The 21,906-nt window shown below is 64.5% G+C and carries 20 protein-coding genes; 4 read left to right on the top strand and 16 right to left on the bottom strand.

Going from position 1 to position 21,906, the window contains the following annotated elements; genetic code table 11:
- Nucleotides 1–32: 32 nt before the first annotated feature.
- From NKH42_RS11685 to NKH42_RS11655, 7 genes are all read right to left on the bottom strand, one after another.
- Complete coding sequence (locus tag NKH42_RS11685; protein WP_352509086.1) at nucleotides 33–1,001, bottom strand: ABC transporter ATP-binding protein; 969 nt, start codon at nucleotides 999–1,001, stop codon at nucleotides 33–35.
- Complete coding sequence (locus NKH42_RS11680; RefSeq protein WP_352509097.1) at nucleotides 1,001–2,011, bottom strand: ABC transporter ATP-binding protein; 1,011 nt, start codon at nucleotides 2,009–2,011, stop codon at nucleotides 1,001–1,003. Before NKH42_RS11680 ends, NKH42_RS11685 begins: the two co-directional genes overlap by 1 nt.
- Nucleotides 2,008–2,925: a dihydrodipicolinate synthase family protein gene (locus NKH42_RS11675; RefSeq protein ID WP_352509087.1), complete on the bottom strand. Its 918-nt coding sequence runs from the start codon at nucleotides 2,923–2,925 to the stop codon at nucleotides 2,008–2,010. Before NKH42_RS11675 ends, NKH42_RS11680 begins: the two co-directional genes overlap by 4 nt.
- A gap of 18 nt (nucleotides 2,926–2,943) precedes the next feature.
- Nucleotides 2,944–3,822: an ABC transporter permease gene (locus NKH42_RS11670; RefSeq protein WP_352509098.1), complete on the bottom strand. Its 879-nt coding sequence runs from the start codon at nucleotides 3,820–3,822 to the stop codon at nucleotides 2,944–2,946.
- 23 nt (nucleotides 3,823–3,845) lie between these two features.
- Nucleotides 3,846–4,805, bottom strand: coding sequence for an ABC transporter permease (locus NKH42_RS11665; protein WP_352751462.1), 960 nt, complete (start codon nucleotides 4,803–4,805; stop codon nucleotides 3,846–3,848).
- Nucleotides 4,806–4,870: 65 nt separating this feature from the next.
- On the bottom strand, nucleotides 4,871–6,451 hold the full coding sequence (locus NKH42_RS11660; protein ID WP_352755943.1) for an ABC transporter substrate-binding protein: 1,581 nt from the start codon (nucleotides 6,449–6,451) through the stop codon (nucleotides 4,871–4,873).
- A 20-nt stretch (nucleotides 6,452–6,471) separates the two neighbouring features.
- A complete protein-coding gene (locus tag NKH42_RS11655; RefSeq protein ID WP_352509090.1) occupies nucleotides 6,472–7,185 on the bottom strand; it encodes a FadR/GntR family transcriptional regulator in 714 nt (237 codons plus the stop codon).
- 97 nt (nucleotides 7,186–7,282) lie between these two features.
- Between NKH42_RS11655 and NKH42_RS11650 the strand changes: the two genes are divergently transcribed.
- Genes NKH42_RS11650 through NKH42_RS11640 form a run of 3 tightly spaced genes read left to right on the top strand, consistent with a single transcriptional unit; the run spans nucleotide 7,283 to nucleotide 10,186 of the window.
- Nucleotides 7,283–8,254, top strand: a complete 972-nt coding sequence (locus NKH42_RS11650) for a Gfo/Idh/MocA family protein (RefSeq protein WP_352509091.1) — start codon at nucleotides 7,283–7,285, stop codon at nucleotides 8,252–8,254.
- Complete coding sequence (locus tag NKH42_RS11645; RefSeq protein ID WP_352509092.1) at nucleotides 8,251–9,246, top strand: Gfo/Idh/MocA family protein; 996 nt, start codon at nucleotides 8,251–8,253, stop codon at nucleotides 9,244–9,246. The genes NKH42_RS11650 and NKH42_RS11645 overlap by 4 nt, the downstream gene beginning before the upstream one ends.
- Nucleotides 9,236–10,186 (top strand): dihydrodipicolinate synthase family protein, encoded by a 951-nt coding sequence (locus NKH42_RS11640; protein WP_352690278.1) that lies wholly within the window; start codon nucleotides 9,236–9,238, stop codon nucleotides 10,184–10,186. The genes NKH42_RS11645 and NKH42_RS11640 overlap by 11 nt, the downstream gene beginning before the upstream one ends.
- A gap of 34 nt (nucleotides 10,187–10,220) precedes the next feature.
- Here NKH42_RS11640 and NKH42_RS11635 read toward each other — a convergent pair whose 3' ends face one another.
- Together NKH42_RS11635 and NKH42_RS11630 are read right to left on the bottom strand one after the other, a co-directional pair.
- The gene (locus NKH42_RS11635) at nucleotides 10,221–11,168 is read right to left on the bottom strand and encodes an LLM class flavin-dependent oxidoreductase (RefSeq protein WP_352974079.1); all 948 of its coding nucleotides are present in this window, start codon (nucleotides 11,166–11,168) and stop codon (nucleotides 10,221–10,223) included.
- 130 nt (nucleotides 11,169–11,298) lie between these two features.
- A complete protein-coding gene (locus NKH42_RS11630) occupies nucleotides 11,299–11,454 on the bottom strand; it encodes a hypothetical protein (RefSeq protein WP_023678176.1) in 156 nt (51 codons plus the stop codon).
- A 264-nt stretch (nucleotides 11,455–11,718) separates the two neighbouring features.
- Here NKH42_RS11630 and NKH42_RS11625 point away from each other — a divergent pair, with 264 nt between their 5' ends.
- Nucleotides 11,719–12,486 (top strand): SDR family NAD(P)-dependent oxidoreductase, encoded by a 768-nt coding sequence (locus NKH42_RS11625; protein ID WP_352751458.1) that lies wholly within the window; start codon nucleotides 11,719–11,721, stop codon nucleotides 12,484–12,486.
- Between the two features lie 16 nt (nucleotides 12,487–12,502).
- Here NKH42_RS11625 and NKH42_RS11620 read toward each other — a convergent pair whose 3' ends face one another.
- From NKH42_RS11620 to NKH42_RS11590, 7 genes are all read right to left on the bottom strand, one after another.
- On the bottom strand, nucleotides 12,503–13,447 hold the full coding sequence (locus tag NKH42_RS11620; RefSeq protein ID WP_352509102.1) for an ABC transporter permease: 945 nt from the start codon (nucleotides 13,445–13,447) through the stop codon (nucleotides 12,503–12,505).
- Entirely contained in the window at nucleotides 13,444–14,499 is a 1,056-nt protein-coding gene (locus NKH42_RS11615) for an ABC transporter permease (protein WP_352509103.1), read from the bottom strand. The genes NKH42_RS11620 and NKH42_RS11615 overlap by 4 nt, the downstream gene beginning before the upstream one ends.
- Nucleotides 14,499–15,983, bottom strand: coding sequence for an ABC transporter ATP-binding protein (locus NKH42_RS11610; RefSeq protein WP_502896211.1), 1,485 nt, complete (start codon nucleotides 15,981–15,983; stop codon nucleotides 14,499–14,501). The genes NKH42_RS11615 and NKH42_RS11610 overlap by 1 nt, the downstream gene beginning before the upstream one ends.
- 209 nt (nucleotides 15,984–16,192) lie before the next feature.
- Nucleotides 16,193–17,224 carry a BMP family protein gene (locus tag NKH42_RS11605; protein ID WP_352509104.1) on the bottom strand — a complete coding sequence of 344 codons (1,032 nt, stop codon included), beginning with the start codon at nucleotides 17,222–17,224 and terminating at the stop codon, nucleotides 16,193–16,195.
- A 169-nt stretch (nucleotides 17,225–17,393) separates the two neighbouring features.
- On the bottom strand, nucleotides 17,394–18,599 hold the full coding sequence (pcaF, locus tag NKH42_RS11600; RefSeq protein ID WP_352509105.1) for a 3-oxoadipyl-CoA thiolase: 1,206 nt from the start codon (nucleotides 18,597–18,599) through the stop codon (nucleotides 17,394–17,396).
- Between the two features lie 175 nt (nucleotides 18,600–18,774).
- Nucleotides 18,775–20,838 carry a 3-hydroxyacyl-CoA dehydrogenase NAD-binding domain-containing protein gene (locus tag NKH42_RS11595; RefSeq protein ID WP_352690280.1) on the bottom strand — a complete coding sequence of 688 codons (2,064 nt, stop codon included), beginning with the start codon at nucleotides 20,836–20,838 and terminating at the stop codon, nucleotides 18,775–18,777.
- A gap of 120 nt (nucleotides 20,839–20,958) precedes the next feature.
- On the bottom strand, nucleotides 20,959–21,906 hold the full coding sequence (locus NKH42_RS11590) for an ABC transporter permease (RefSeq protein ID WP_023678189.1): 948 nt from the start codon (nucleotides 21,904–21,906) through the stop codon (nucleotides 20,959–20,961).

Raw genomic sequence — 21,906 nt, 5'->3', positions numbered from 1 at the left:
GACCTGTTTGACCGTTGTCTGGGCAATTATTCCTAAGCGATGTCGTCGCGAATGCAGGCCTTCAGATGGCCGTCGGCTGTCGCCCTCAGTGGCGGCACGGCCGCGGCGCAAGCCTCCAACGCGAACGGGCAACGGGTTCGGAAAACACAGCCCGACGGCGGGTTCGCCGGACTGGGAATATCGCCTTTGAGCACCTGCCGGCCTTGCCTCGCCAGCGGATCGAGCGATGGAATGGCTGACAGCAGCGCACGCGTGTAGGGATGCTGCGGTCGGGCATAAAGCTCGGCCGCCGGCGCAACCTCCATGATGCGCCCGAGATAGAGCACGATGACCGTGTCGCAGATGTACTCGACGACGGCCAGATCGTGCGAAATGAACAGCATGGTCAGGCCGAGCCGGAGCTGCAGGTCGCGCAACAAATTGATGATTTGCGCCTGGATCGAGACGTCGAGTGCCGAGACCGGCTCGTCGGCGACGATGAATTCCGGCTCGAGCGTCAGCGCCCGGGCGATGCCGATGCGCTGGCGCTGGCCGCCCGAGAATTCATGGGCGTAGCGGTCATAGGCGTCGAACGGCAACTCAACCGCGGCAAGTGCCTTCGCGGCCTTCGCCCGCCGCTCGGACCTCTTGCCAATGGCTTGAATGTCAAGGCCTTCGGTGAGGATCTGCCCTATCGTCATGCGCGGCGACAGGCTGGCGAAGGGATCCTGGAAAATATACTGCATCTTGCGACGCTGGCGGCGCAGCTGGGCGGCACCCAGCCTGGTGATATCGGTGCCGTCATAGGTGATTTGGCCGGATGTCGGCTCGATCAGACGCAGCACCGAGCGGCCGATCGTGGTCTTGCCGGAGCCGGACTCGCCGACCAGGCCAACCACCTCGCCACGCCTGACATCGAAGGAAATGTCCTCCAGCGCCCTGACCAGCGGGCCACGCGAGAACGCTGTCGGCGCAAAATGCTTGGTCAGGTTTTTGACCGAAAGGAAGGGAACGTCGGCCATCAGAGCTCCTCCCAACGCAGGCAGCGGCTTTGCCGGGTCGGCGTCGCCGCAAACAAGGGCGGGACCGCGGCACGGCAGGCAGCGATAGCCATCGGGCAGCGCGGCGCGAAGGAACAGCCTTTGGGCAGCAACGTGAGCGACGGAACATTCCCGGCAATGGTCGGCAGCGGCGTGCCCGCCAGCTTCAGTGCCGTGGCCTGGCCGAGCCGCGGCACCGAACGCATCAACCCGGCGGTATAGGGATGACGCGGACGGGTGAACACTTCGCTCACCGGACCTGTTTCGACGATACGCCCGGCATACATCACCGCTACCCGGTCGGCGATTTCGGCGACGACGCTGAGATTGTGGGTGACGAACAGGATGCCCATGCCGCGCTGCGCCTGCAGCTCGGCCAAAAGATCGAGGATCTGGGCCTGGATGGTGACGTCCAGCGCGGTGGTCGGCTCGTCGGCGATCAGCAAGCCCGGATCGCAGGACAGGGCCATGGCGATGGTAGCGCGCTGGCGCATCCCGCCCGAAAGTTCGTGCGGATACTGCCGCGCCCGCCGCTTCGGATCGGGAATGCCGACCTGTTCCAGCAGCCGCACCGCGTCTGCTTCTGCCTCGCGGTGCGATTTGCCGAGATGAATGCGGATCGGTTCGGCGATCTGCTCGCCGATCGTGTAGACCGGGTTGAGGCTGGTCATCGGCTCCTGGAACACCATGCCGATCTCGTTGCCGCGTATCTTGCGCAGCGACTCGGCATCGAGGCTGGTCAGTTCGGTGAGCGTGCCGTTCTTGCGCCGCAGCGCGATCGACCCCTCGGCGATATGTCCGACCCCTTTCGGCAGCAATCCCATGATCGACAGGCTGGTGACGGACTTGCCCGATCCGGATTCGCCAACGAGCGCCACGGTCTCGCCGGAGCCGATCGTCAGGTTGACATCCCTTACCGCCGCGATGTCGCGCCCCGCAATGCGGAACACCGCGCGCAGGCCGGAAATCGACAGGATCGGCGTGGCGCTCAGCGGAGCAGCCCCACATCGCGAAGGATCATGTCGATCTTTGCGGTTTCCTCGTCGTTCAGGCTGCGCTGCGGCCGCGCCATGGTGTTCGAGGCGATGATGCCGAGGCTCTTCATCGCCGCCTTGAAGGCGCCGACGCCGGCCGAGCCGGCGCTGGTCCTGCCGAGCGAGATCCAGACGATCTCGAACAGTTTCAACAACCGCTCCTGCTCCAGGCGGGCTTCGGCAAGCTGGCCCGCCTGCGTCAGCTTCCACAGCCTGACATAACCATGCGGGTCGACATTGGCGAGGCCCGGCACGACGCCATGCGCACCCATCGCCAGCACGCTGTCGACCAGGATCTCGGAACCGGTCATGCCGAAAAAACTGGGATCGTCGGCCATGTCCTTGAGCACGTAACGCAGATTGCCGTCATCGCCGCTGGAATCCTTGATACCCGCAATGGCTCCTTCCCTGGCGAGACCGACCGTGGTCTTGCGCTCCAGCTTGACGTGCACGCAGACCGGGATGTCGTAGGCGATGACCGGAATGTCGATCGCATCTTTGATGTAGCGGAAGTGATCGCCGATCTCGGGCTGGCTGGTGCGGGTATAAAACGGCGCGGTGACGACGATGGCGTCGGCACCGGCCGATCTGGCGATGCGGGCGTGGTTGATGACGCGGTCGGTCGTCGGGTCGATAACACCGGCGAAGATCGGAAGCCGGCCGTTATTGACCTTGACCGCGTGCTCGAGGACGGCCCTGCGGCCCGCCTCGTCGTGGAAGACCACCTCGCTGGTCGAGCCCAGCACGAACAGCCCGTGGACGCCGCCGTCGAGCAGGTTCTCGATGGTGCGCGTGAACGACGGAAAATCGACGCTGAAATCGGCATTGAGCGGGGTGACGACAGGTGGCACGACGCCGGTAAACAGAGGCATTTTGATGAACCTTCGAGGTCAGTTGAGATCGGAGCGGGGATCGAATGCGTCGCGCAGGCCGTCGCCGATGAAGTTGATGGCGAGCACGGTGAGCACCAGTGCGGCGCCTGGGAACATCCATTGCCACGGATAATTTTCAAGCACGACGGTGGAGCGGGCGAGATTGAGCATGTTGCCCCAGCTGGCTTCGGGCGGCGCGATGCCGAGGCCGAGGAAGGACAGGCCGGCCTCGAGCAGGATGGCGTTGGCGATCTGCAAGGTGGCATAGACGACCAGGATATCGATGCAATTGGGCAGGCCGTGCCGGAACAGCAGATGCGGCAGCCCCGCGCCCATGCCGCGGGCGGCAACGACGAAATCGCGCTCGCGCAGTTCGAGCAGCCGGGCGCGCACCATGCGCGACAGCACCGGCCAGGAGAGCAGCGAGATCACCAGTATGGTCGGCGCGATGCCGGTGCCGGCAATCGAAGCCAGCACCAGCAGGAAGATCACCGGCGGCAGCGTCATCGCCAGATCGACCAAGCGCATCACCGTGCCGTCGACGAGGCGCCCGCCAAAGCTGGCGCCGGCGCCGACCAGGAAGCCTATGACGGTCGATATGGCGACCGAGCAGACGGCGACCAGCAATGAGATTCGCCCACCTTGCAGCAACCGGGCCATGACGTCGCGCCCGACGCCGTCGCTACCCAGCCAATGAATGGCCGACGGCGCCTTGTTCATCGCCCTGAGGTCGATGGCGTTCGGGCCGAACGGCCACCACAAAGAATAGGTCGAAACCGCCAGCAGGATCGGGATGACGATCAAAAGCCCGGCACGCGCCGCGCGGTTTTCGAAAAAGCGGTCGAACGCGCGGCGAAGCGGCCCCTTGGTCTGCGGTAAGGCTGTCGGGTCGACCATTGGGTCCGGCGCAGTGATTGCCATCACGCCACCTGAATGCGCGGGTCGACGACGGCATAGACGACGTCGGTCAACAGGTTGACCAGGATGACGCAAACGCCGATCACCAGCGTGGCGCCCATGATCACCGGGTAATCGCGGGTGCCAACGGCATTGACCAGAAGCAGTCCCATGCCCGGCCAATTGAACACGCTTTCCAGGAAGATGGCGCCGCCAATGGCGATGCCGACGGTCGAGCCGATCAGCGTGATGACCGGCAAGAGCGCGTTGCGGGTTGCATGCTTGATGATAACCCAGAACTCGCGCACGCCCTTGGCACGCGCCGTCCGCACGTAATCCTGGTTGAGCACTTCCAGCAGCGAAGCGCGCATGTAGCGCATGATCAGCGCGGCATGGCCGATGGACAGCAGGCAAGCGGGCAGGATGAGGTGCGCAAGCACGTCGGTCATCGAGAACGGCGCACCCGCGGTCTGCATGCCGCCGGACGGCGCCCAGCGCAGCAGCACCGAGAAGAAATAGAGGCCAAGCAGCGCCGTCAGAAAAGCCGGGCTGGAGATTCCGATAAACGACAGCACCGACAGCGCGATGTCGGACGGTTCGTTACGGCGCACCGCGCTGAAAATGCCGGCGGAAATGCCGAGCACGATGGCGATCGCCAGGCCCGTGCCCATCAGCAGCGCCGTCGGGCCGATGCGCTCCATGACCAGCGGCAGCACGGCGACGCCGCTGCGCTGGATCGAAAAGCCGAAGTCGCCGCCCAGCGCCGCGCGCAGCCAGGCCAGATATTGCACGGGAAGCGGCCGGTCGAGCCCAAGCCGTTCGCGCAGCCCCTCGAGATCGGAGGCGGACATCGGCACCGACGGGTTGATATAGGCGTCGATCGGATCGCCCGGCGCCAGCCGCAACAGGATGAAGATGAGGACGCTGAGCGCGACCAGCATCAGCAATCCTGTAGCGCTGCGGCGGGCAATGAAGCTCAACATGGGCTATCCGTGGCGGTGGCAGGCGGCGCCAAAGTGGTCCGCCTGCTCGCTTCGTTGCGGGGTTCTTACTGAATATCCCAGCGCTCCGGGTGAGCTGCGTAGGGGCCGCCGCCCGGCGCCGGCGTCCAGACGAAGTCACGCAGCTTGTTGGAGGCCACGCCATAGCGGTTGGCCACCCACAGCGTTGCCCAGGGCAGGTCCTTGTTCATCACCTTGCAGACCTCCTGCCAGGATTGGTCGATCTTGGCCGGATCGGTCTGGCCGAGGGCGGCGTCCAATGCAGCGCTCAGATCGTCGAAATCGATGCGCATGGTGTTGAAGCCTGCCGGCGGGATCTGCGACTTGTTGAGGCCGGGGTTGAGGCTGGCCGGATTGGGGCCGTTCTGCAGGCCGGCATAGACCATCGGAAAGGCATTCCAGTCCGGCGTGCCTTGTTTGTAGACGATGCCGTTATAGGTCGGCGTATCGACGACGCGCGGCACCACGTTAATGCCGACTTCGGCCAGCATCGACTGGATGGCGGCCATCACGTTGGCCGCTTGCGGCGAGCCGTAATAGGTCAGCAGGGTGATCGGTTTGTCGCCGTTGATCTTGTCCCAGCCCGCCTCGGTCAGCAGCGCCTTGGCCTTGGCCGGATCGTAGGCATATGGTTCGAGACCCTGGGGAACGAGATGCGGCGCGACATAGCCGCAATTGGCCGGCTTGGCGGCACCGCCATAGAGGCTGTCTATAATGGCGTTGCGGTCGATCGCGTACATGATCGCCTGGCGGACACGGATATCCCTGAACAGGTCGACCTTCTGATTCAGGCCGATATAGTTGACCACGTAGGAGGCACCTTCGATCACCTTGAAATTGCTGTCGCTTTTGAAGGAGGCCGCATCGTCGGGCTCGACATAGGTGAACTGGATTTCACCGGCACGGAGCGCGGCGACGGCCGCCGCCGGTGACTCGAAATAGCGGTTGATGAGCACGTCTACCTTCGGCTTGCCGCCGCGATAATCGTCATCGGCTGCCAGCTCGACATATTGGTCGCTCACGTAGCGTTTGAACTTGAACGGGCCGGTGCCGACCGGAGTGGTCGACCACCAGGTGCTGGTCGCCAGCGCTTCCGGGGACAGGGTGGCCAGGGCATGCTCCGGCAGGATCATCAGCTGCGAGAGGATCGATAGAAACGATCCGTTCGGTTTCGATAGCTTCACCACTGCGGTGTGGTCATCCGGCGCATCGACCGAGGCGATATCGGCGAGACGGGCTGCAAACAGGCTGCCGGAGGCCTTGTTCTTGGCAAGCTCGAGCGTGAACTTGACGTCCTTCGAGGTGAACGGCTTGCCGTCGTGCCAAGTCTCGTTGACCAGGTTGAACGTATAGCTCAGCTGGTCGTCGCTGATCTTGTAGTCCTTCGCGAGGTCGCCTTCGATCTCGGTCAGCCCGGCATTGTAGATGACCAGCGGTTCAAAATAGGTGCTGAGCCAGGTGTAGCCGCCGGTCGCGACCAGCGGGTTGAAGTTCTTGGGAAAGCCGCCGGGACCGACGTCGAAGCCGCCGGCGATGGTTTTGGCGTTTTGTGCCTGGACGCTGGTCACTGGGGCAATGCTGGCGAGCAGCAGCCCTGCGATAGAGAATGCGGTGGTCCTGATGCGCATGGTTTCCTCCCTTGGCATGTTCAGGGTGTTCGGTTCTTGGCGATAACCTGCTGGATTCCTCGGTAATGGTCGTCGAGCCGCCGACGCGCCTGGTCGACGTCCTTGGCGGCGACAGCCTCGACGATCTCGTGATGGTCGCGCCATGTCGCCAGCGGCGTCGGATTATCGAGATTGGTGAAATTCGAGGCCTTGTTGAACGCCGTCCAGAAGATGTCGATCAGCGCGCTCAGCATGTGATTGTTCTGGCAGCGGAACAGCAGCTGATGGAATTGCTGGTCCTCTTCGGCGAAGCTCTCATGGCGCTCGGCACGTTGCCGCATGCGCTCGGTCAACTGGCGCAGCGCCTCGATGTCCTCGGCACTGATCATCTCGATCGTCTTGGCGATGAGGCCGGTTTCCAGCACGCGACGGATTTCGCGCAGCTCTTCGACATCGCGCAGCGAATCCTGCAAACCGTAGGCCAGGTTATCCAGCAGCGGCTTGAACGAGAACTCCTTGACGAACACGCCGATGCCGCGTCGCGTCTCCAGGATGCCGATCGATTCCAGCGCCTTGATGGCTTCCCGCACGGAGTTGCGGCCGACGCCGAGCCGCTGCGCCAGGAACGTCTCCGGCGGCAGGGGATCGCCTGCCTTGAGCTGGTTGCTTTCGATATAGGCCCTGAGGCTTTCCTGTACGGTGACGTGAAGCAGCGGCGGTCTGCTCAACGGTTCGATCGACTTCAGTTCCGCCATCCCACTGCCTTCATCATCCGCTGAAGCTTGCCCGCCGCTTGTCGTATAGCCACTTGTAGGATATCCTGCAAGCCCACAACAAACCTGCTGCCTCCGAATGAAGATTACCCTCGCCGGCTCGAGCCACTGGCACGCCGAAATACACCTCGACGCCGCACGCTTTTACGGCACGGAGATCGCCGGTATCTGGGACGAGGATCCTGGCCAAGCGCAAGCGTTCGCCGCGCACCACGACCTGCCGTTTATCGAAGATTTCAAGGAGATACTCTCCAGCCCGCCGGATGCGATCCTGTTGATGGGGCACCCTTCGATGGTGCCGGCGCGGGCACGTGCGATCATCGCGGCAAGGATACCGCTGATCCTGGAGAAGCCGGCGGCCAGCGATACGAGGGAACTGATGGCGCTGCGCGACCTTGCCAGGCAGTACCAGGCTTTCGTCGCTGTTCCCCTGCCCAACCGTTTCGGGCCGGCCGTTGCCGGCCTTGAACGGCTGCGCCGGCAAGGTCGCGCCGGCCCCGTGGCGCATTGCCAGTTCCGGCTGGTCAACGGCCCGCCGCAACGCTACATCGCCGACGGTGTCGCCTGGGTGCTCGACCCGGCGGTTGGTGGCGGGGGTGCATTGAGGAATCTCGGCATACACGGCGTCGACGCGGCACTCAGCCTCGCAACCGGCAAGCTCGGCCTGAAGACCGTTTCGATCGCGAACCGCATCCATCCCGGCCCGGTCGAGGATCACGCACTTCTGGTGCTGGAAGACGAGGCCGGCGCGCTGTTCATCGTCGAGGCCGGTTACACCTTTGCTTCGATGCGCCCCGGCGGTGACTTCGAGTGGCGCATCGTCAGTGCCAATGCCACCCTCATCGATCGTGGCGACCATGTTATCTGCGCAACGCTCGACGACGCGGCAATCGTCGATCTGCCGGTCGAACTGCCGGCAACGCGCTATCGTCTGTTCATGCGCGATACGCTTGACCGGCTGGCCAGAAAGGCGCCTCCGCCGGTGTCCATCGAAGATTATGTTGCGGCGATGTCGCTGATCGACGCCGCTTATCAAAAGGCAGGACCATGATTGGAATAGGAATTATCGGCGCCGGCGATTTCGGCGCAGGCCATGCGCGGGCAATCCGTGAGGTTGGCGGCATTCGTCTCGTCGCCGCCTCTCGAGGAAATGTCGACGCACTGCAGCAATTCACCGCTGAACATGGCGGCCGCGGCTACGCGGACTGGCGAAGGCTGCTGGACGACAAGGAGGTCGATGCGGTCCTCATTGCCAGCCCGCACCATCTCCATGCCGAAATGGCCATCGGCGCGGCAAAGGCCGGCAAGCATATCCTGCTCGAAAAACCGATGGCGCCGACGGTGGCTGCCTGCGATGCGATCAACGCCGCCGTGGCCAAGGGTGGCGTCAAGCTGATGGTCGCCCACCTCATGCATTTCGCCCTGCCCTGCATGGCGGCCAGGCAAATTCTGGAGGAAGGCGAGCTCGGCCGGCCGCTCGCCGGATCGAGCTGGATCATCAAGCTGTGGATGGAGCACAATCGCCGCGACTGGCATCTGCGCAAGGCGACCGGCGGCGGCATGCTGTTGACGGCCGGCATCCACGCGGTCGATCGCCTGGTCTGGCTGATGGATGACGATGTCGTGTCGGTGAGCGGCATGCTCGGCGCCAAGTTCCATGACCAGGAAGCAGACGATAGCGCTCTGCTCGGATTGCGCTTCGCCGGCGGCGGCATCGGCCAGGTGCAGAGCGTCGGCTATCGCACCGGCGCCACCACCTATGCCATGGATCTGGTCTGCGAGCGGGGAACGCTGCGCATCGACATGGACCGCGGCACCATGCTTGGCCGCGAGACGGTCTGGACCGAGCTGCCCGGTTCCTTTGAGCCGAACTGGATGCATAACGCGCTGGTGCGCGAATGGCGCGCGATGCGCAATGCCATTGCCGACGACACGCCGGTGCCGGTCGACGGTGCCTATGGGCGCAAGATGATCGCCATCATCGAGGCCGCCTTTGCCTCGAACGAAACCCGCCGCGAACACGAGATCGCCGGTGGACGCTGACCTCGACGACCATCTGGCCCGCTTGCCCGCACACGCACCGCGCGGCGTCTGGGGCGCGGTGCTGCTGGCCATCGACGATCGCGGAGCGATCGACTGGCAGGCGACGGAAGAGACGATCGCCCGGCTCTGCGCCTCAGGCGTCGACGGCGTCTTTTCCAATGGCACGGCCTGCGAGTTCCATTGCCAGACCGAGCCCGAATTCGACCGGCTTTGTGAGTTGGTCGCAACCATAGCCGGCCGCGCGCGCCTTCCTTTCCAGATCGGCATCAGCCAGTCCAATCCGCGCGTCGCGCTGGAGCGGCTGACGCGGGTCGCCGGACTTCGCCCGGCGGCGGTGCAGTTCACGCTGCCCGACTGGTGGCCGCCCAGCGACGACGAGGTCATGCGCTTTGCCGGCGGCCTGTGCGACGCCGCGCCTGAAACGCCGCTGGTGCTCTACAATCCGCCGCACGCCAAGCGCCACCTGACGCTCGACGGCATCGCCAGTCTGCGTGCGGCCGTGCCATCGCTGGTCGGCGCCAAGCTGCCGGGCGGCGACCCCGGCTGGTATGCCGACATGCGCCGCAAACTGGACGGATTTTCCGTCTTCGTCCCCGGCCACACGCTGGCAACAGGCTATGCTGGAGGGGCCCATGGCAGCTATTCCAACGTTGCCTGCCTCAACCCGAAGGGCGCGATGATGTGGTGGCAGATAATCCGCACCGACATGGCCGCCGCTGCCGAGGTCGAGGCCCGCATACAGGCCTTCCTCGCCGCACATGTCCTACCGTTTCGCACCCGTTACAATGTCGGTGATGCAGCACTCGATAAGGCGATGGCGGCGGCCGGCGGCTGGGCGCCGCTCGGGCCGCGACTGCTCTGGCCCTACAGCTCCGTTCCCGATCAGGAAATACCGACGCTGGTCAGGGCGGCTCACGCGGCTTTCCCGGAATGGTGGTAGACCCGTCACCAAGGCGCGGGACGACGGAGGCTCTTCAGCAGCCGGCGCGTGCTCCCTGTGTCGCGCGTGACGCAAACGCCCCCGGCTGAGGGACATCGGCCTCGCGCCGTGCCAGCGAATTGCGCAAGAGCGCGATCGCCTCGCGGCCGGCGGTCGCAATCTCGCGTGGCCTGTCGACGCCGACGATCATGAACTCCTTGATCCCCAAAGCGGCGTAAGAAAGCAGCGAAAGCGCGACCTGCGCCGGCGGCCCGGCAAGTTCGAGCGCCTTCTGGCAGGAAGCGGCCGGTTTGTCTTCCGAACGGATTCGGACCGGAAGCGCGAAACGCAGCTTGCCGGCCCGGCCGTGTTCGGCAGCAGCGCCGCGTACACGCTCCATTGACTGGCGGATTTCTGCAAGCGAGCCCGGCGCCAGCTCGAACACATCCGCATGCCTGCCCGCGCCCCTGAGCGCCGTGCCCGACTGTCCGCCCATGCGGATGGTCACATCGGCACCATGCGGCCCCTTGCGCGGCACATAGCCGCCTTTGATGCTGTAAAAGGTGCCTTCATGGTCGAACGGCCTGTCGTTCGACCACAACCGCTTCAGCAGCACCAGATATTCATCGATGCGTTGCCAGACCACTGTGTGGCCGGCCGGACGTGCCTCGGCATCGTCGTCGCTCAGCGGCTCGCTGAGCATCCTGAGCGACAGCCGGCCACCGCTTCTCGCGTCGAGGGCAGCGAGTTGCCGCGCCGCCACGGTTGGTTCGATCACGCCTGCCCAATGCGTGAGCACGACCTCCAGGGACGAGGTCCGGTCCAGCGTCTGGGCGGCAAGGTCCATATTGGTCAGCAGTCCGGCCTGGTCGTCGATGACGATCTTCCGGAATCCGGCATCCTCGATCAGTGACAGCTTCGTCGCGGTCTCGACAAAGTCGTAGAAAAAGCTGGCGTTGGTGGCGTGGATCTTACCGGGAACATGCGTGAACTCGATCGGCATTGCCATCTCCTCCATCACGTTGGAATCAGGGCGCGCAAAAGCGCACCGGCATTCGGTTCATCAACTCCGGAATTTCTGCAAACGGCAGGCCGCTATCCCGAGGAAGCCTCGATGATCAGAGCCTTGACAATCAGGGGATCAGCCCCAGTACCACTGCCCCGGTGAATACAAACGCAAGGGCAAAGACGAGATAGGCGAAAGCGCCGGCGTAGGCCGGCCGCCACACCTGGTCGGAACCCAGCCTTTGGCCTTTGCGGGCAGTCTGAGCGTTCTGGCTATAGGACATATCGACCTCCGTCTCGGCGCTTAATCTATAAAATCAGTAGACTTTGTCGAGTGCTATTTTCGCGCGATCCTTAGAACAATTTTCTCCAAATGATAGACACATTAGTGCTTTTACTGCTTAGCGCTGCCTTTTGCGGCATGCCGGGGTGACGGCAGGAAACGTCAGGTCCATGTGTCTGTGGCTCCTTGGCCATCCAATGGATGAGGGATAGCATCGCTTCAGCGGAAAGCCGCGACGTCACGGCAAGGCAGCAGGGAGCATACCATGGGCACAAGACTGGCCGGCAAGGTCGCCATCATTTCGGGCGGCGCGACGGGAATGGGCGGTGCGGCCTCGGAGCTTTTCGCGGCCGAGGGCGCCAAGGTGGCGATCGTCGACCGCAACGGCGAAGCGGCGGCGGCTACCGCAGCGGTAATCAGGCAACGCGGCCATGTCGCCGAGCACTGGGTCGCCGACGTATCGGATGAGGCGCAGGTCGAAGCGGCGGTGAAGGGCGCGACGGAAAAATTCGGCCCGGTTACGGTTCTGTTAAACCACGCCGGCACCATCGTCATCAAACCCTTCCTGGAGACCACGCTGCAGGAATGGGACTGGCTGCATGCCGTCAATGTGCGTTCGATGTTCCTGATGACGCGTGCCGTGCTGCCCGGCATGATCGCCGCCGGCGGCGGTTCCATCGTCTGCACCTCGTCGATCTCGGCGGTGGCGGCGACGCCGATGGAGGTGCTTTACGACACCACCAAGGGCGCCTGCCATATGTTCGCGCGTGCCATCGCCGTCGAGTTCCGCGACCGCAACATCCGCTGCAATGCGGTCTGTCCAGGGTTCATCAGGACACCGCATGGCCTGCGCGAGGTCGCCGATCTCGACAAACTCGGCGTCGATGTCTCCGACGCGGCAATGGCGGCGCAACAAGGGCGGATCGGCGAGCCGGAAGAGGTCGCGAAGGCAGCCCTGGTCCTGGCCAGCGACGAGGCCAGCTTCGTCAACGGCGCGCATCTGTTCGTCGACAACGGCTTCACGGCGATGTGAAAAGCGGAGCGCCGCTCTACCGCTCTTCGCGCCGGAACGGCTTGAGCAGCGCCGACGGGGCCACCGCATTGCGCGACATCACCGCCATAGCGACGATGGTGAAGATGAACGGCAGCATCAGGAAGGCCTCGTAGGGGATATGGCCAAGCCCGCTCGCCTGCATGCGCAACTGCAGGGCATCGACGAAGGCAAACAGCAGTGCCGCGCCTGCCGATCGCCACGGATCCCAGCGGCCGAAAACGACGAGCGCGATTGCCACCCAGCCACGCCCCGAAACCACGCCGAAGGTGAAGGCGTTGAATTGCGCCATCGACAGGAAGGCACCGGCCAGTCCCATCAAGGCACCGCCGAGGATCACCGCCTGGAAGCGCGTAGCGATGACGCTGACGCCGGCCGAATCGGCGGCGCGCGGGTTTTCGCCGACCATGCGGACCGACAGGCCCCAGGGTGTGCGGTAGAGCACGAAGGCGGCCAGGGGAATAGACAGCATCGCCATGTAGACCAGCGAAAACTGGTTGAACACCGCCGGCCCAAGCACCGGTACGTCGGACAGGATCGGGATCGGCAGCGTCTCGAACCCCTTGATGTTCGGTGGCACCGATTGCTGGCCGAAGATCAGCCGGTAGAGGAAATAGGCAAGGCCCGACGAGAACAGCGTCACGCCGATGCCGCAGACATGCTGGCTGAGGCCGAGCGCTACCGTGAACAGCGCATGCACGGCACCCATCAGCGCCCCGGTCAGCACCGCCGCAAGCACGCCGAGCCACAGGCTGCCGCCCAGGCTCGCCGCGGTGAAGCCGGTCATTGCCGACAAAAGCATGATGCCTTCGATGCCGAGATTGAGCACCCCGGCGCGCTCGGAGAACATCTCGCCCAGCGTCGCGAAGGCCAGCGGCGTGGCGATGCGGATGATGGCGGCCAGGAAGCCGACCTGGAAGATCTGTTCCAGCACCACGCTCATTTGGCTATTCCCACGCGACGGATGCGATAGGCGGTGAACAGCAGCGCCACCAGCATGGCGAGCAGCGCAGTTCCCTGGATGACATCGCTGAGGAAGGCCGGAACGCCGGTCGCCCGCGACATCGCCTCGGCGCCGGTCATCACCGCGGCAAGGAAGATCGCCGCCGGCACCACGCCGAGCGGATTGAGCCTCGCCAGCATGGCGACGACGATGCCGGAATAGCCATAGCCCGGCGAGATGTCACTCATCACCTGGAAATGCACGCCGCCGACCTCGCCGACGCCCGCAAGGCCGGCCAATGCGCCAGACAGCAGCGCCGTCGAAATCAGCACCCGCTCGACATTGATGCCGCCATAGCGCGCGGCTTCCGGGTTCTCGCCGGTGACCCTGATGCGGAAGCCGAGCGTCGTACGCGCGACCACGAACCAGATCAGGGGTGCCGCGACCAGCGCCGCGACGACGCCGAGATGCAGCCGCGTGCCTTCGATGAGTACCGGGAAATTGGCCGTATCCTCGATCGGCGGCGAGATCGGGTAGCCGCTGAAACTGTCCTTCCATGGCCCCTCGATCAGCGCCATCAGTGCGTAGAAAATGACCGAGTTGAGCAGCAGCGAGCTGACCACGTCATCGACCCTGAATTTTACCCGCAGCGTGGCGGGGATCAGGGCGACGGCCGCGCCGGCGGCGGCACCCGCCAGCGCCATCAGCAGCATGGCGAGCGGCCCCGGCATCGGGATTGCACCGACGGCACAGCTCGCCACCGCACCAGCCAGCAATTGCCCTTCGGCGCCGATATTCCAGAATTTGGCGCGGAAGGCGACTGCCACGGCCAGTCCCGTGAAGATCATCGGGGTGGCACGCACCAGCGTTTCGGTGACGGCGTAGCTGTCGCCCAGCGACGCCGAAAACATTACGCCATAAGCCTCGACGACGCCGGCGCCGGCCAGTGCGATGAGGCCGCTGCACAGGATCAGCGTCGCGCCGATTGCGAGCAGCGGCAGCGCCAGATTGAACCAGGCGGGCGTTGAGGTGCGGGCCTCGAGACGGAACATCACGCCTCCGCTCCGGTCATCATCAACCCGAGTCTAGCGACGCTGGCGTCGGCACTGTCGAGCGTGCCGACGATGCGGCCCTCATACATCACCGCGATACGATCCGAGAGCATCAGCAACTCTTCCAGGTCCTCGCCAATGACGATGATGCCGCAGCCCTTGGCGCGCATGTCGAGGAATTTTTCGTGGATGAAGCGCGCGGCGCCGATGTCGAGGCCGCGAGTCGGCTGCGAAACGATCAGCACCTTTGGATCGAAGGCGAGTTCGCGCGCCAGAAGCGCCTTCTGCAGATTGCCGCCGGAAAGCGCCCCGGCGCGCGTCATCGGGCCGGGGCAACGTATGTCGTAGGCCTTGATCTGCGCCTCGGCGAAGGCGCGGATCGCATCCGGCTTGAGCAGGCCGTTGCGGCTGAACGCCGCCGTGCCGATGCGTGGCAGCACCATGGAATCGGCAAGCGGCAGATTGGTGACCAGCCCTGTCGTCATGCGGTCTTCCGGGATGCGGCCGAGGCCGAGCGCCTGGACTGTGCTCGGCGAGAACCGCGAAACCGCTTTGCCGGCTATGGTCATCTTCCCGGCATCGGGCGCACGCACGCCGGAGATGACCTCGGCAAGCGCGCGCTGGCCATTGCCGGAGACGCCGGCGATGCCAAGGATCTCGCCGCCACGAACCGACAGCGAAACATCGTGCAGCGCCATGCCGGAATGATGCGATGTCGAGATACCGTCGAGGGTCAGCACGGCCGCACCGGGCATCGACGGTCCTCTGGCCGGAGGCACGATCTCGTGGCCGCACATCAGCCGCGCCATCTCCGAGGACGTCGTGCTGGCCGGCGCATCGACCCGGCCGGCGACGCGCCCGTGCCTGAGCACGACGCAGCGATGCGTCAGCGCCCGCACCTCGTTGAGCTTGTGCGAGATGAAGATGATGCCGAGCCCTTGTGCCGCCATCGAGCGCAGCGCCGAAAACAGTCCGTCGACCTCTGTCGGCGCCAACACCGCTGTCGGCTCGTCGAGGATCAGCAGCCTTGCGCCGCGAAACAGCGCCTTGACGATTTCGAGCCGCTGCTGCTCGCCGACCGCCAGCGCCGAGACGGGAAGGTCCGGGTCGAGCGTCAGCCCGTGCTGGCGGCCGATCTCGGCGAGCCGCGCCAGCCCGCCGGGACGATCGATCCGGCCCGATCTGCCGGGAATACCGATCAAGAGGTTTTCCAGCACCGAAAGCCGCGATGCGAGATGGAAATGCTGGTGCACCATGCCGATGCCGGCGGCAAGCGCATCGGCCGAACTGTTGATCGTCACCGGCCGGCCCTGCACCAGGATCTCGCCGGCATCGGGCGCATAGGCGCCGAACAGCACATTCATCAGCGTCGTCTTGCCGGCACCGTTTTCGCCGAGCAGCCCGAGGATTTCACCCGGCGCGACGCTGAGATCGACGGCTTCGTTCGCCTTGACGGCGCCAAAGCTCTTGGAGATGCCGCGCATTTCGATGAGAGGGGCAGGCGTTGACAAGGCGGGATCCTGGTGGCGTTGACGCCGATATCCCTCCCCCTTGAGGGGAGGGTGCCGAGCGAAGCGAGGCGGGAGGGGTCACCTCAACTGCCTCGACCTCTGACTGAAAAAGATGGAGCGCGTCGCCGCGGACCCCACCCGGCTCTGCGGGCCACCCTCCCCACGAGGGGGAGGGCAAGCACCTAATCCGAGACCGGCGTATTCTCATCGACATCGACGCGGAAATTGCCGTCAAGGATTTCGGCCTTCTTCTTTTCGACCAAGTCCTTGACCTCGGCCGGCAGCGTCTTGTCGAACTTGTGGTAGGGCGCGAGGTAGGAGCCGCCCTTGGCCATGCGCGAGAAATCGCCGTAATCCTGCGCGGTGAAGACGCCGGCCTTGACCAGCTTGATTGCCTGCTCGACGGTCGGATACATGTCCCAGACCGGGCCGGTGATCACGGTGTCGGGGCCGAGGCTCGATTGGTCCGACATGTTGGAGATAGCGAGGATCTTCTTCTCGACCGCCGCTTCGATGACGCCAAAACGCTCGGCATAGATGACGTCGACGCCGGCGTCGATCTGGGCGACAGCAGCTTCCTTTGCCTTCGGCGGATCGAAGAACGAGCCGATGAAGGCGACCTTCTTCTTGATGTTGGGATTGACCTCCTTGGCGCCGGCAAAGAAGGCGTTGACCAGCCGGTTCACTTCCGGAATGCCCATCGCCGCGACGGCGCCGATCGTGCCCGATTTCGACATTTTTCCGGCAATCATGCCGGACAGATAGGCCGGCTCGTGGATCCAGTTGTCGAAAACCCCGAAATTCGGTTCGGCCGGCCCGGCGCCGGAGCCGAACAGGAAGGCGGTCTTCGGGAATTGCTTGGCGGTCCTGCGCGATTCGCGCTCGGCGGCGAAGGCATCGCCCAGCACCAGCTCATAGCCGCCCTGCGCATATTCGCGCATGACACGGCTGAAATCGGCGGTCTGTACCTTCTCCGACCATTTGTATTCGATGCCGAGTTCCTTCTCGGCCTTCTGCAGGGCGACATGGATCTGGTTGTCCCACGGTTCCTCGATCGGCGTGGCGAAGATCGCCGCCACTTTCAGCTTCTTGGTCTTGGCAAAGGCGCTCCTCGGCAGCATCGCCGCCGCCAGGCCGAGCGCGCCCAGCTCCAGCACGTTGCGTCGCGAAAGCCCTTCGCGTTTCGATTGGATTCTGCTCTTCCCGTTGTCCATTGCATGCCCCTCTGATTGGCGCCGTGTCGAGCCGGCTCTCTTCTCTGGAATATCGGCGAAGGAACTATGGAACGGTGCCCGGCTTTTGTCCACATGGTCAAATTTGGCCGGGCGGAACTGCTGTAAACGTTCGTGTAATCGCACCTTTAGAACGACCGGAGCTGCTTGCTCACAATCTCTCGAGCGCCACCGCGATCCCCTGGCCGACCCCGATGCACATGGTCGCGAGGCCGTAGCGGCCGCCGCGTTCGCGCAGCTCCAGCGCAGCCGTGCCCGTGATGCGCGCCCCGGACATGCCGAGCGGATGGCCGAGCGCGATGGCGCCGCCATTCGGGTTGACGTGCTCCGCATCCTCGGCAATGCCGAGTTGGCGCAGCACCGCGATGCCTTGCGAGGCGAAGGCCTCGTTGAGCTCGATGACATCGAATTGTCGCGGCTCCAGGCCGAGCCGGGCGCATAGCTTTTGCGTGGCCGGCACCGGACCAATGCCCATGATGCGCGGCGCCACGCCGGCGGTGGCACCGCCGAGAATACGGGCGATCGGCGTCAACCCGTATCTTTTCACGGCCGTTTCCGAGGCGACGATCAGCGCTGCGGCACCATCGTTAACGCCCGAGGCATTGCCGGCGGTAACCGTGCCGCCTTGCCGGAACGGCGTCGGCAACTTGGCTAACGAGTCGATCGTCGTGCCTGCTCGCGGATGCTCGTCCTTTGATACGATCACCGGATCGCCCTTGCGCTGCGCGATCGTCACCGGCGTAATTTCCTTCGCCAGCCGACCATTGGCTTGCGCGGCGATTGCCTTGTCCTGGCTGCGCACGGCAAACGCATCCTGGTCTGCGCGGGAGACAGCGAACTCTTCCGCCACGTTCTCACCGGTCTCCGGCATCGAATCGACGCCGTATTGCTTCTTCATCAGCGGATTGATGAAGCGCCAGCCGATCGTGGTGTCGTAAATCTCGGCATTGCGCGAAAAGGCGGTCTCCGCCTTCGGCATGACAAACGGAGCACGGCTCATCGATTCGACGCCGCCTGATACTATCAGCTCCGCCTCGCCGGCTTTGATGGCGCGGGCAGCAATCATCACCGCATCCATGCCCGAACCGCAGAGGCGATTGACGGTCGAGCCGGGAACCTCCTTGGGCAGGCCGGCCAGCAGCAGGGACATCCGCGCCACATTACGATTGTCCTCACCGGCCTGGTTGGCGCAGCCATAGACGACATCGTCGATGGCGGCCCAGTCGATGCCCGAATTACGCTCGACCAGCGCCTTCAAAGGGATAGCGCCGAGATCGTCGGCACGGACCGCCGACAGCGAACCGCCGAAGCGTCCAATCGGCGTGCGGATGTAGTCGCAGATATAGGCCTCGGCCATAATGCAGCCTTCCCTTTCCCGGCCCAGCCATGTTGGCCGCATTCTCCTCGAGACGAAAGCACATCTCGCCGCCGGCCGTTAGGCCAAAGACAATTTCAGCTGCCGCCTGCGGGGAGCGGCGGATCAGCCGATGCTTTCTCCACCGTCGATCACCAGCGCCTGACCGGCGTTGATACTAGCCGCCGTCCCAGGAACCGGTTTCGGCCATTTGCCTAAGCAGAGGTGCCACTCGAAAGACGTCCTTGCCGGTCTGCTGGTGCCAGTGATCCAGCCGCTGGATGATCTTGTCCACGCCTTCGAGGCTCGCCCAGAACATCGGCCCGCCTTTGCCGACCGGGAAGCCGTAGCCGTTGACCCAGACAAGGTCGATATCGGACGCCCGGGCGGCAATCTTTTCCTCGAGGATTTTGGCGCCCTCGTTGATCATCGGATAGAGCGTCCGCTCGATGATCTCCTCGGCGCCGATTGGCCGCGGTGCAATGCCGCGTTCGGCAGCTTTGTTACGGATCAGCGTCTCGACCTCGGGATCGGGCAGCGGCGTGCGCGAACCGTTCTCATAACGATAGAAGCCGCTGCCGGTCTTCTGGCCGAAATGTCCCTGTTCGCACAACGCATCGGCGATCACGGCCGACTGGCCACGCGCCTTGCGGTTGCGCCAGCCTATGTCGAGGCCGGCGAGATCGCTCATCTCGAACGGCCCCATCGGCCAGCCAAAATCGGTGAACACCTGGTCGACCTGGCTCGGCATGGCGCCTTCCAGCAGAAGCGTCTCCAGTTCCGCACCGCGCGCCGCCAGCATGCGATTGCCGACGAAGCCGTGGCAGACGCCGACAACGACCGGCACCTTGCCGATCCGCCGTGCCAGATCGACGATGGTCGCCAGCACGTCGGGCGAAGTCTTGTCGGCGCGGACGATTTCCGAAAGCTTCATGACGTTAGCCGGCGAAAAGAAATGCATGCCGAGGAGATCTTGCGGCCGCGACGTCGAACCGGCGATCTCGTTGACGTCGAGATAGGAGGTGTTGGTGGCGAGGATCGCGCCCGGTTTGGCCACCGCATCGAGCCTGCCGAAGACATCCTTCTTGACCGCCATCTCCTCGAACACGGCCTCGACGATCAGGTCGCAATCGGCGAGGTCGGCATAGTCGGTGCTGCCCCTGAACAAATCCAGCCGCTCGCGCTTGGCGTCTTCGCTCAGCGATCCGCGGATAACGGAAACGGCATAATTCTTGTCGATCGTCGTCAGTCCGCGTTGCAATGCTTCCTGCGTCGTCTCCAGCAAGGTCACGGGAAGACCGCCATTGACGAACGCCATGGCGATGCCGCCGCCCATGGTGCCGGCGCCGATGACGCCGACCCGGGCGATCTTGCGCCTGACGACATCCTTGCCGGCAATCTTTGCCGCCTCACGTTCAGCGAAGAACAGATGCCGCTGCGCGCGTGACTGGTCACCGGCGACAAGCTTGAGGAACAGGTCGCGCTCCGCCGCCAGCGCTTCGTCGAAGGGCAGCGTCAGGGCGTTGCGGACCGACTGCGCACAGGCGATCGGCGCTTCGAGGCCGCGTGCTTTTTTGGAAAACGCTGCCGCCTGCTTGTCGAAAGCCGGCAAGTCGGCCTGGTCGAGGCGATCATTGCGGTCGCGCACGGGCGTGAACGGATCGCCTTTCGCGGCCGTTTCGCTGGCGAAACTCACCGCTTTCGCGATCAGGTCGCCATCGAAGACGGCATCCACGAGGCCGTCGGCGAGCGCCTCGGCAGCACCGATCGGCGTTCCCGAAACGATCATGCTGAGTGCCTTTAGCGGACCAACCAGGCGCGGCAGGCGAACCGTGCCGCCGCCGCCCGGCAGCAGGCCGAGCTTGACTTCCGGCAGGCCGAGCCTTGCCGTTCGGTCGGCAACACGGAAATGGCAGCCGAGCGCCAGTTCCAGGCCGCCGCCGAGCGCAGTGCCGTGAATAGCTGCGACCGTCGGCTTGGTAATAGTTTCCAGCACGGCGACAATAGCGCGCAATTCCGGCTGCTGCGCCGGTCTGCCGAATTCGGTGATATCGGCGCCGGCGACGAAGGTCCGCCCGGCGCAGGCGATCACGATTGCTCCGACCGACGGCTCGTCCCGCAGGGAAACGAGCGCCCGCATCAACGGCTCGCGCACATGGAAGCTCAGCGCGTTGACCGGCGGATTGTCGATGATCACCACCGCGACGTTGCCATGCCTTGTGGTGCTGACGAAATCGGACACGCAAACCTCATACAACGATGTTGGCCAATAGCGCGACGGGATTTACAGCGCTGGCATGCGGATGGGAACCACGTGTTTTGCGGGCCGGATCGTTATCCCCTCGCCGCCGGGTGCCTTGCCTTAGCGCAGCGCCTTCTGCCCACCGGCGGCGGTGATGACGCCGACGATGATCAGCCCTGTCAGCACCAGGCGGACGCCGACGCTGACGCCGAATGTGTTGAGCATGGTCAACAGCAGCACGAGAAACAGCGCCGCGCCCCAGACCCCCGGCACGTTGGCCTTGCCGCCAGCTACCGACGTGCCGCCGATGACGACGACCGCGATCGAGGCCAGCAGATACTCATTGCCGATGTCGACATTGGCGCCGCGGAAATAGCCGGCGAGCAGTGCGCCGTCGAGGCCGCCGAGCGCGCCCGACAGCGTGTAGGTGAGGAAGCGGGTGCGGCCGACATTGACGCCGGCCAGCCAGGCGGCGCGGATGTTCTGGCCGATCGCCAACACCGAGCGTCCGTAGATCATGCGCTGCAAAACGATGCCGGCGCCGATGGTGAACAGCACGGTGAGGATCGCCAGCACCGGGATGCCGAACACCTGCCAGTTGGTGAAGTCGGCAAAGCCCGGCGGCGGCTTGATCTGCAGGCCGCGCCCATAGCTGATATCGACCGACTGGATAACGAAACTGGCCGACAGCGTCGCGATGATCGGCGGAATGCGCAGCGCCCAGATCAGCAGATAGTTGACGGCGCCGATCGCCATGCCGCAGGCAAGCGCGGCCAGCAGCCCGACCGCAATCATCGCATCATTGCCGTCCATGACCTTCATGGCGACGGCGCTGGCAAGGCCGATGTTGGCCGGCAGCGACAAGTCGACATTGCCCGGCCCGAGCGTGATGACGAACATCTGGCCGACGCCGACAATGACGGTGAAGACGGCGAGCGACAGCGCCGCCGTGATCATGCCGCCGCCGCCATAGCCGCCGGTGAAGGCGATGGTCGCCAGCCACACCAGCAGCGCCCCGAAGAATGACCAGATCCAGGGTCTGGCGAGCAGGGTCCGCAGCGAAGCCAT

The organism is Mesorhizobium sp. M1142, from assembly GCF_040318565.1.
In the GTDB taxonomy this organism is placed as follows: Bacteria; Pseudomonadota; Alphaproteobacteria; order Rhizobiales; family Rhizobiaceae; genus Mesorhizobium.
This window is presented reverse-complemented; position numbering and strand designations above follow the sequence as displayed.

Coding starts and splice junctions, on each gene's coding strand:
- NKH42_RS11685 (WP_352509086.1), bottom strand. CDS start 1,001: ATGGCCGACGTTCCCTTCCTTTCGGTCAAAAACCTGACCAAGCATTTT.
- NKH42_RS11675 (WP_352509087.1), bottom strand. CDS start 2,925: ATGCCTCTGTTTACCGGCGTCGTGCCACCTGTCGTCACCCCGCTCAAT.
- NKH42_RS11670 (WP_352509098.1), bottom strand. CDS start 3,822: ATGGTCGACCCGACAGCCTTACCGCAGACCAAGGGGCCGCTTCGCCGC.
- NKH42_RS11665 (WP_352751462.1), bottom strand. CDS start 4,805: ATGTTGAGCTTCATTGCCCGCCGCAGCGCTACAGGATTGCTGATGCTG.
- NKH42_RS11660 (WP_352755943.1), bottom strand. CDS start 6,451: ATGCGCATCAGGACCACCGCATTCTCTATCGCAGGGCTGCTGCTCGCC.
- NKH42_RS11655 (WP_352509090.1), bottom strand. CDS start 7,185: ATGGCGGAACTGAAGTCGATCGAACCGTTGAGCAGACCGCCGCTGCTT.
- NKH42_RS11650 (WP_352509091.1), top strand. CDS start 7,283: ATGAAGATTACCCTCGCCGGCTCGAGCCACTGGCACGCCGAAATACAC.
- NKH42_RS11645 (WP_352509092.1), top strand. CDS start 8,251: ATGATTGGAATAGGAATTATCGGCGCCGGCGATTTCGGCGCAGGCCAT.
- NKH42_RS11635 (WP_352974079.1), bottom strand. CDS start 11,168: ATGCCGATCGAGTTCACGCATGTTCCCGGTAAGATCCACGCCACCAAC.
- NKH42_RS11630 (WP_023678176.1), bottom strand. CDS start 11,454: ATGTCCTATAGCCAGAACGCTCAGACTGCCCGCAAAGGCCAAAGGCTG.
- NKH42_RS11625 (WP_352751458.1), top strand. CDS start 11,719: ATGGGCACAAGACTGGCCGGCAAGGTCGCCATCATTTCGGGCGGCGCG.
- NKH42_RS11620 (WP_352509102.1), bottom strand. CDS start 13,447: ATGAGCGTGGTGCTGGAACAGATCTTCCAGGTCGGCTTCCTGGCCGCC.
- NKH42_RS11615 (WP_352509103.1), bottom strand. CDS start 14,499: ATGTTCCGTCTCGAGGCCCGCACCTCAACGCCCGCCTGGTTCAATCTG.
- NKH42_RS11610 (WP_502896211.1), bottom strand. CDS start 15,983: ATGCGCGGCATCTCCAAGAGCTTTGGCGCCGTCAAGGCGAACGAAGCC.
- NKH42_RS11605 (WP_352509104.1), bottom strand. CDS start 17,224: ATGGACAACGGGAAGAGCAGAATCCAATCGAAACGCGAAGGGCTTTCG.
- pcaF (WP_352509105.1), bottom strand. CDS start 18,599: ATGGCCGAGGCCTATATCTGCGACTACATCCGCACGCCGATTGGACGC.
- NKH42_RS11590 (WP_023678189.1), bottom strand. CDS start 21,906: ATGGCTTCGCTGCGGACCCTGCTCGCCAGACCCTGGATCTGGTCATTC.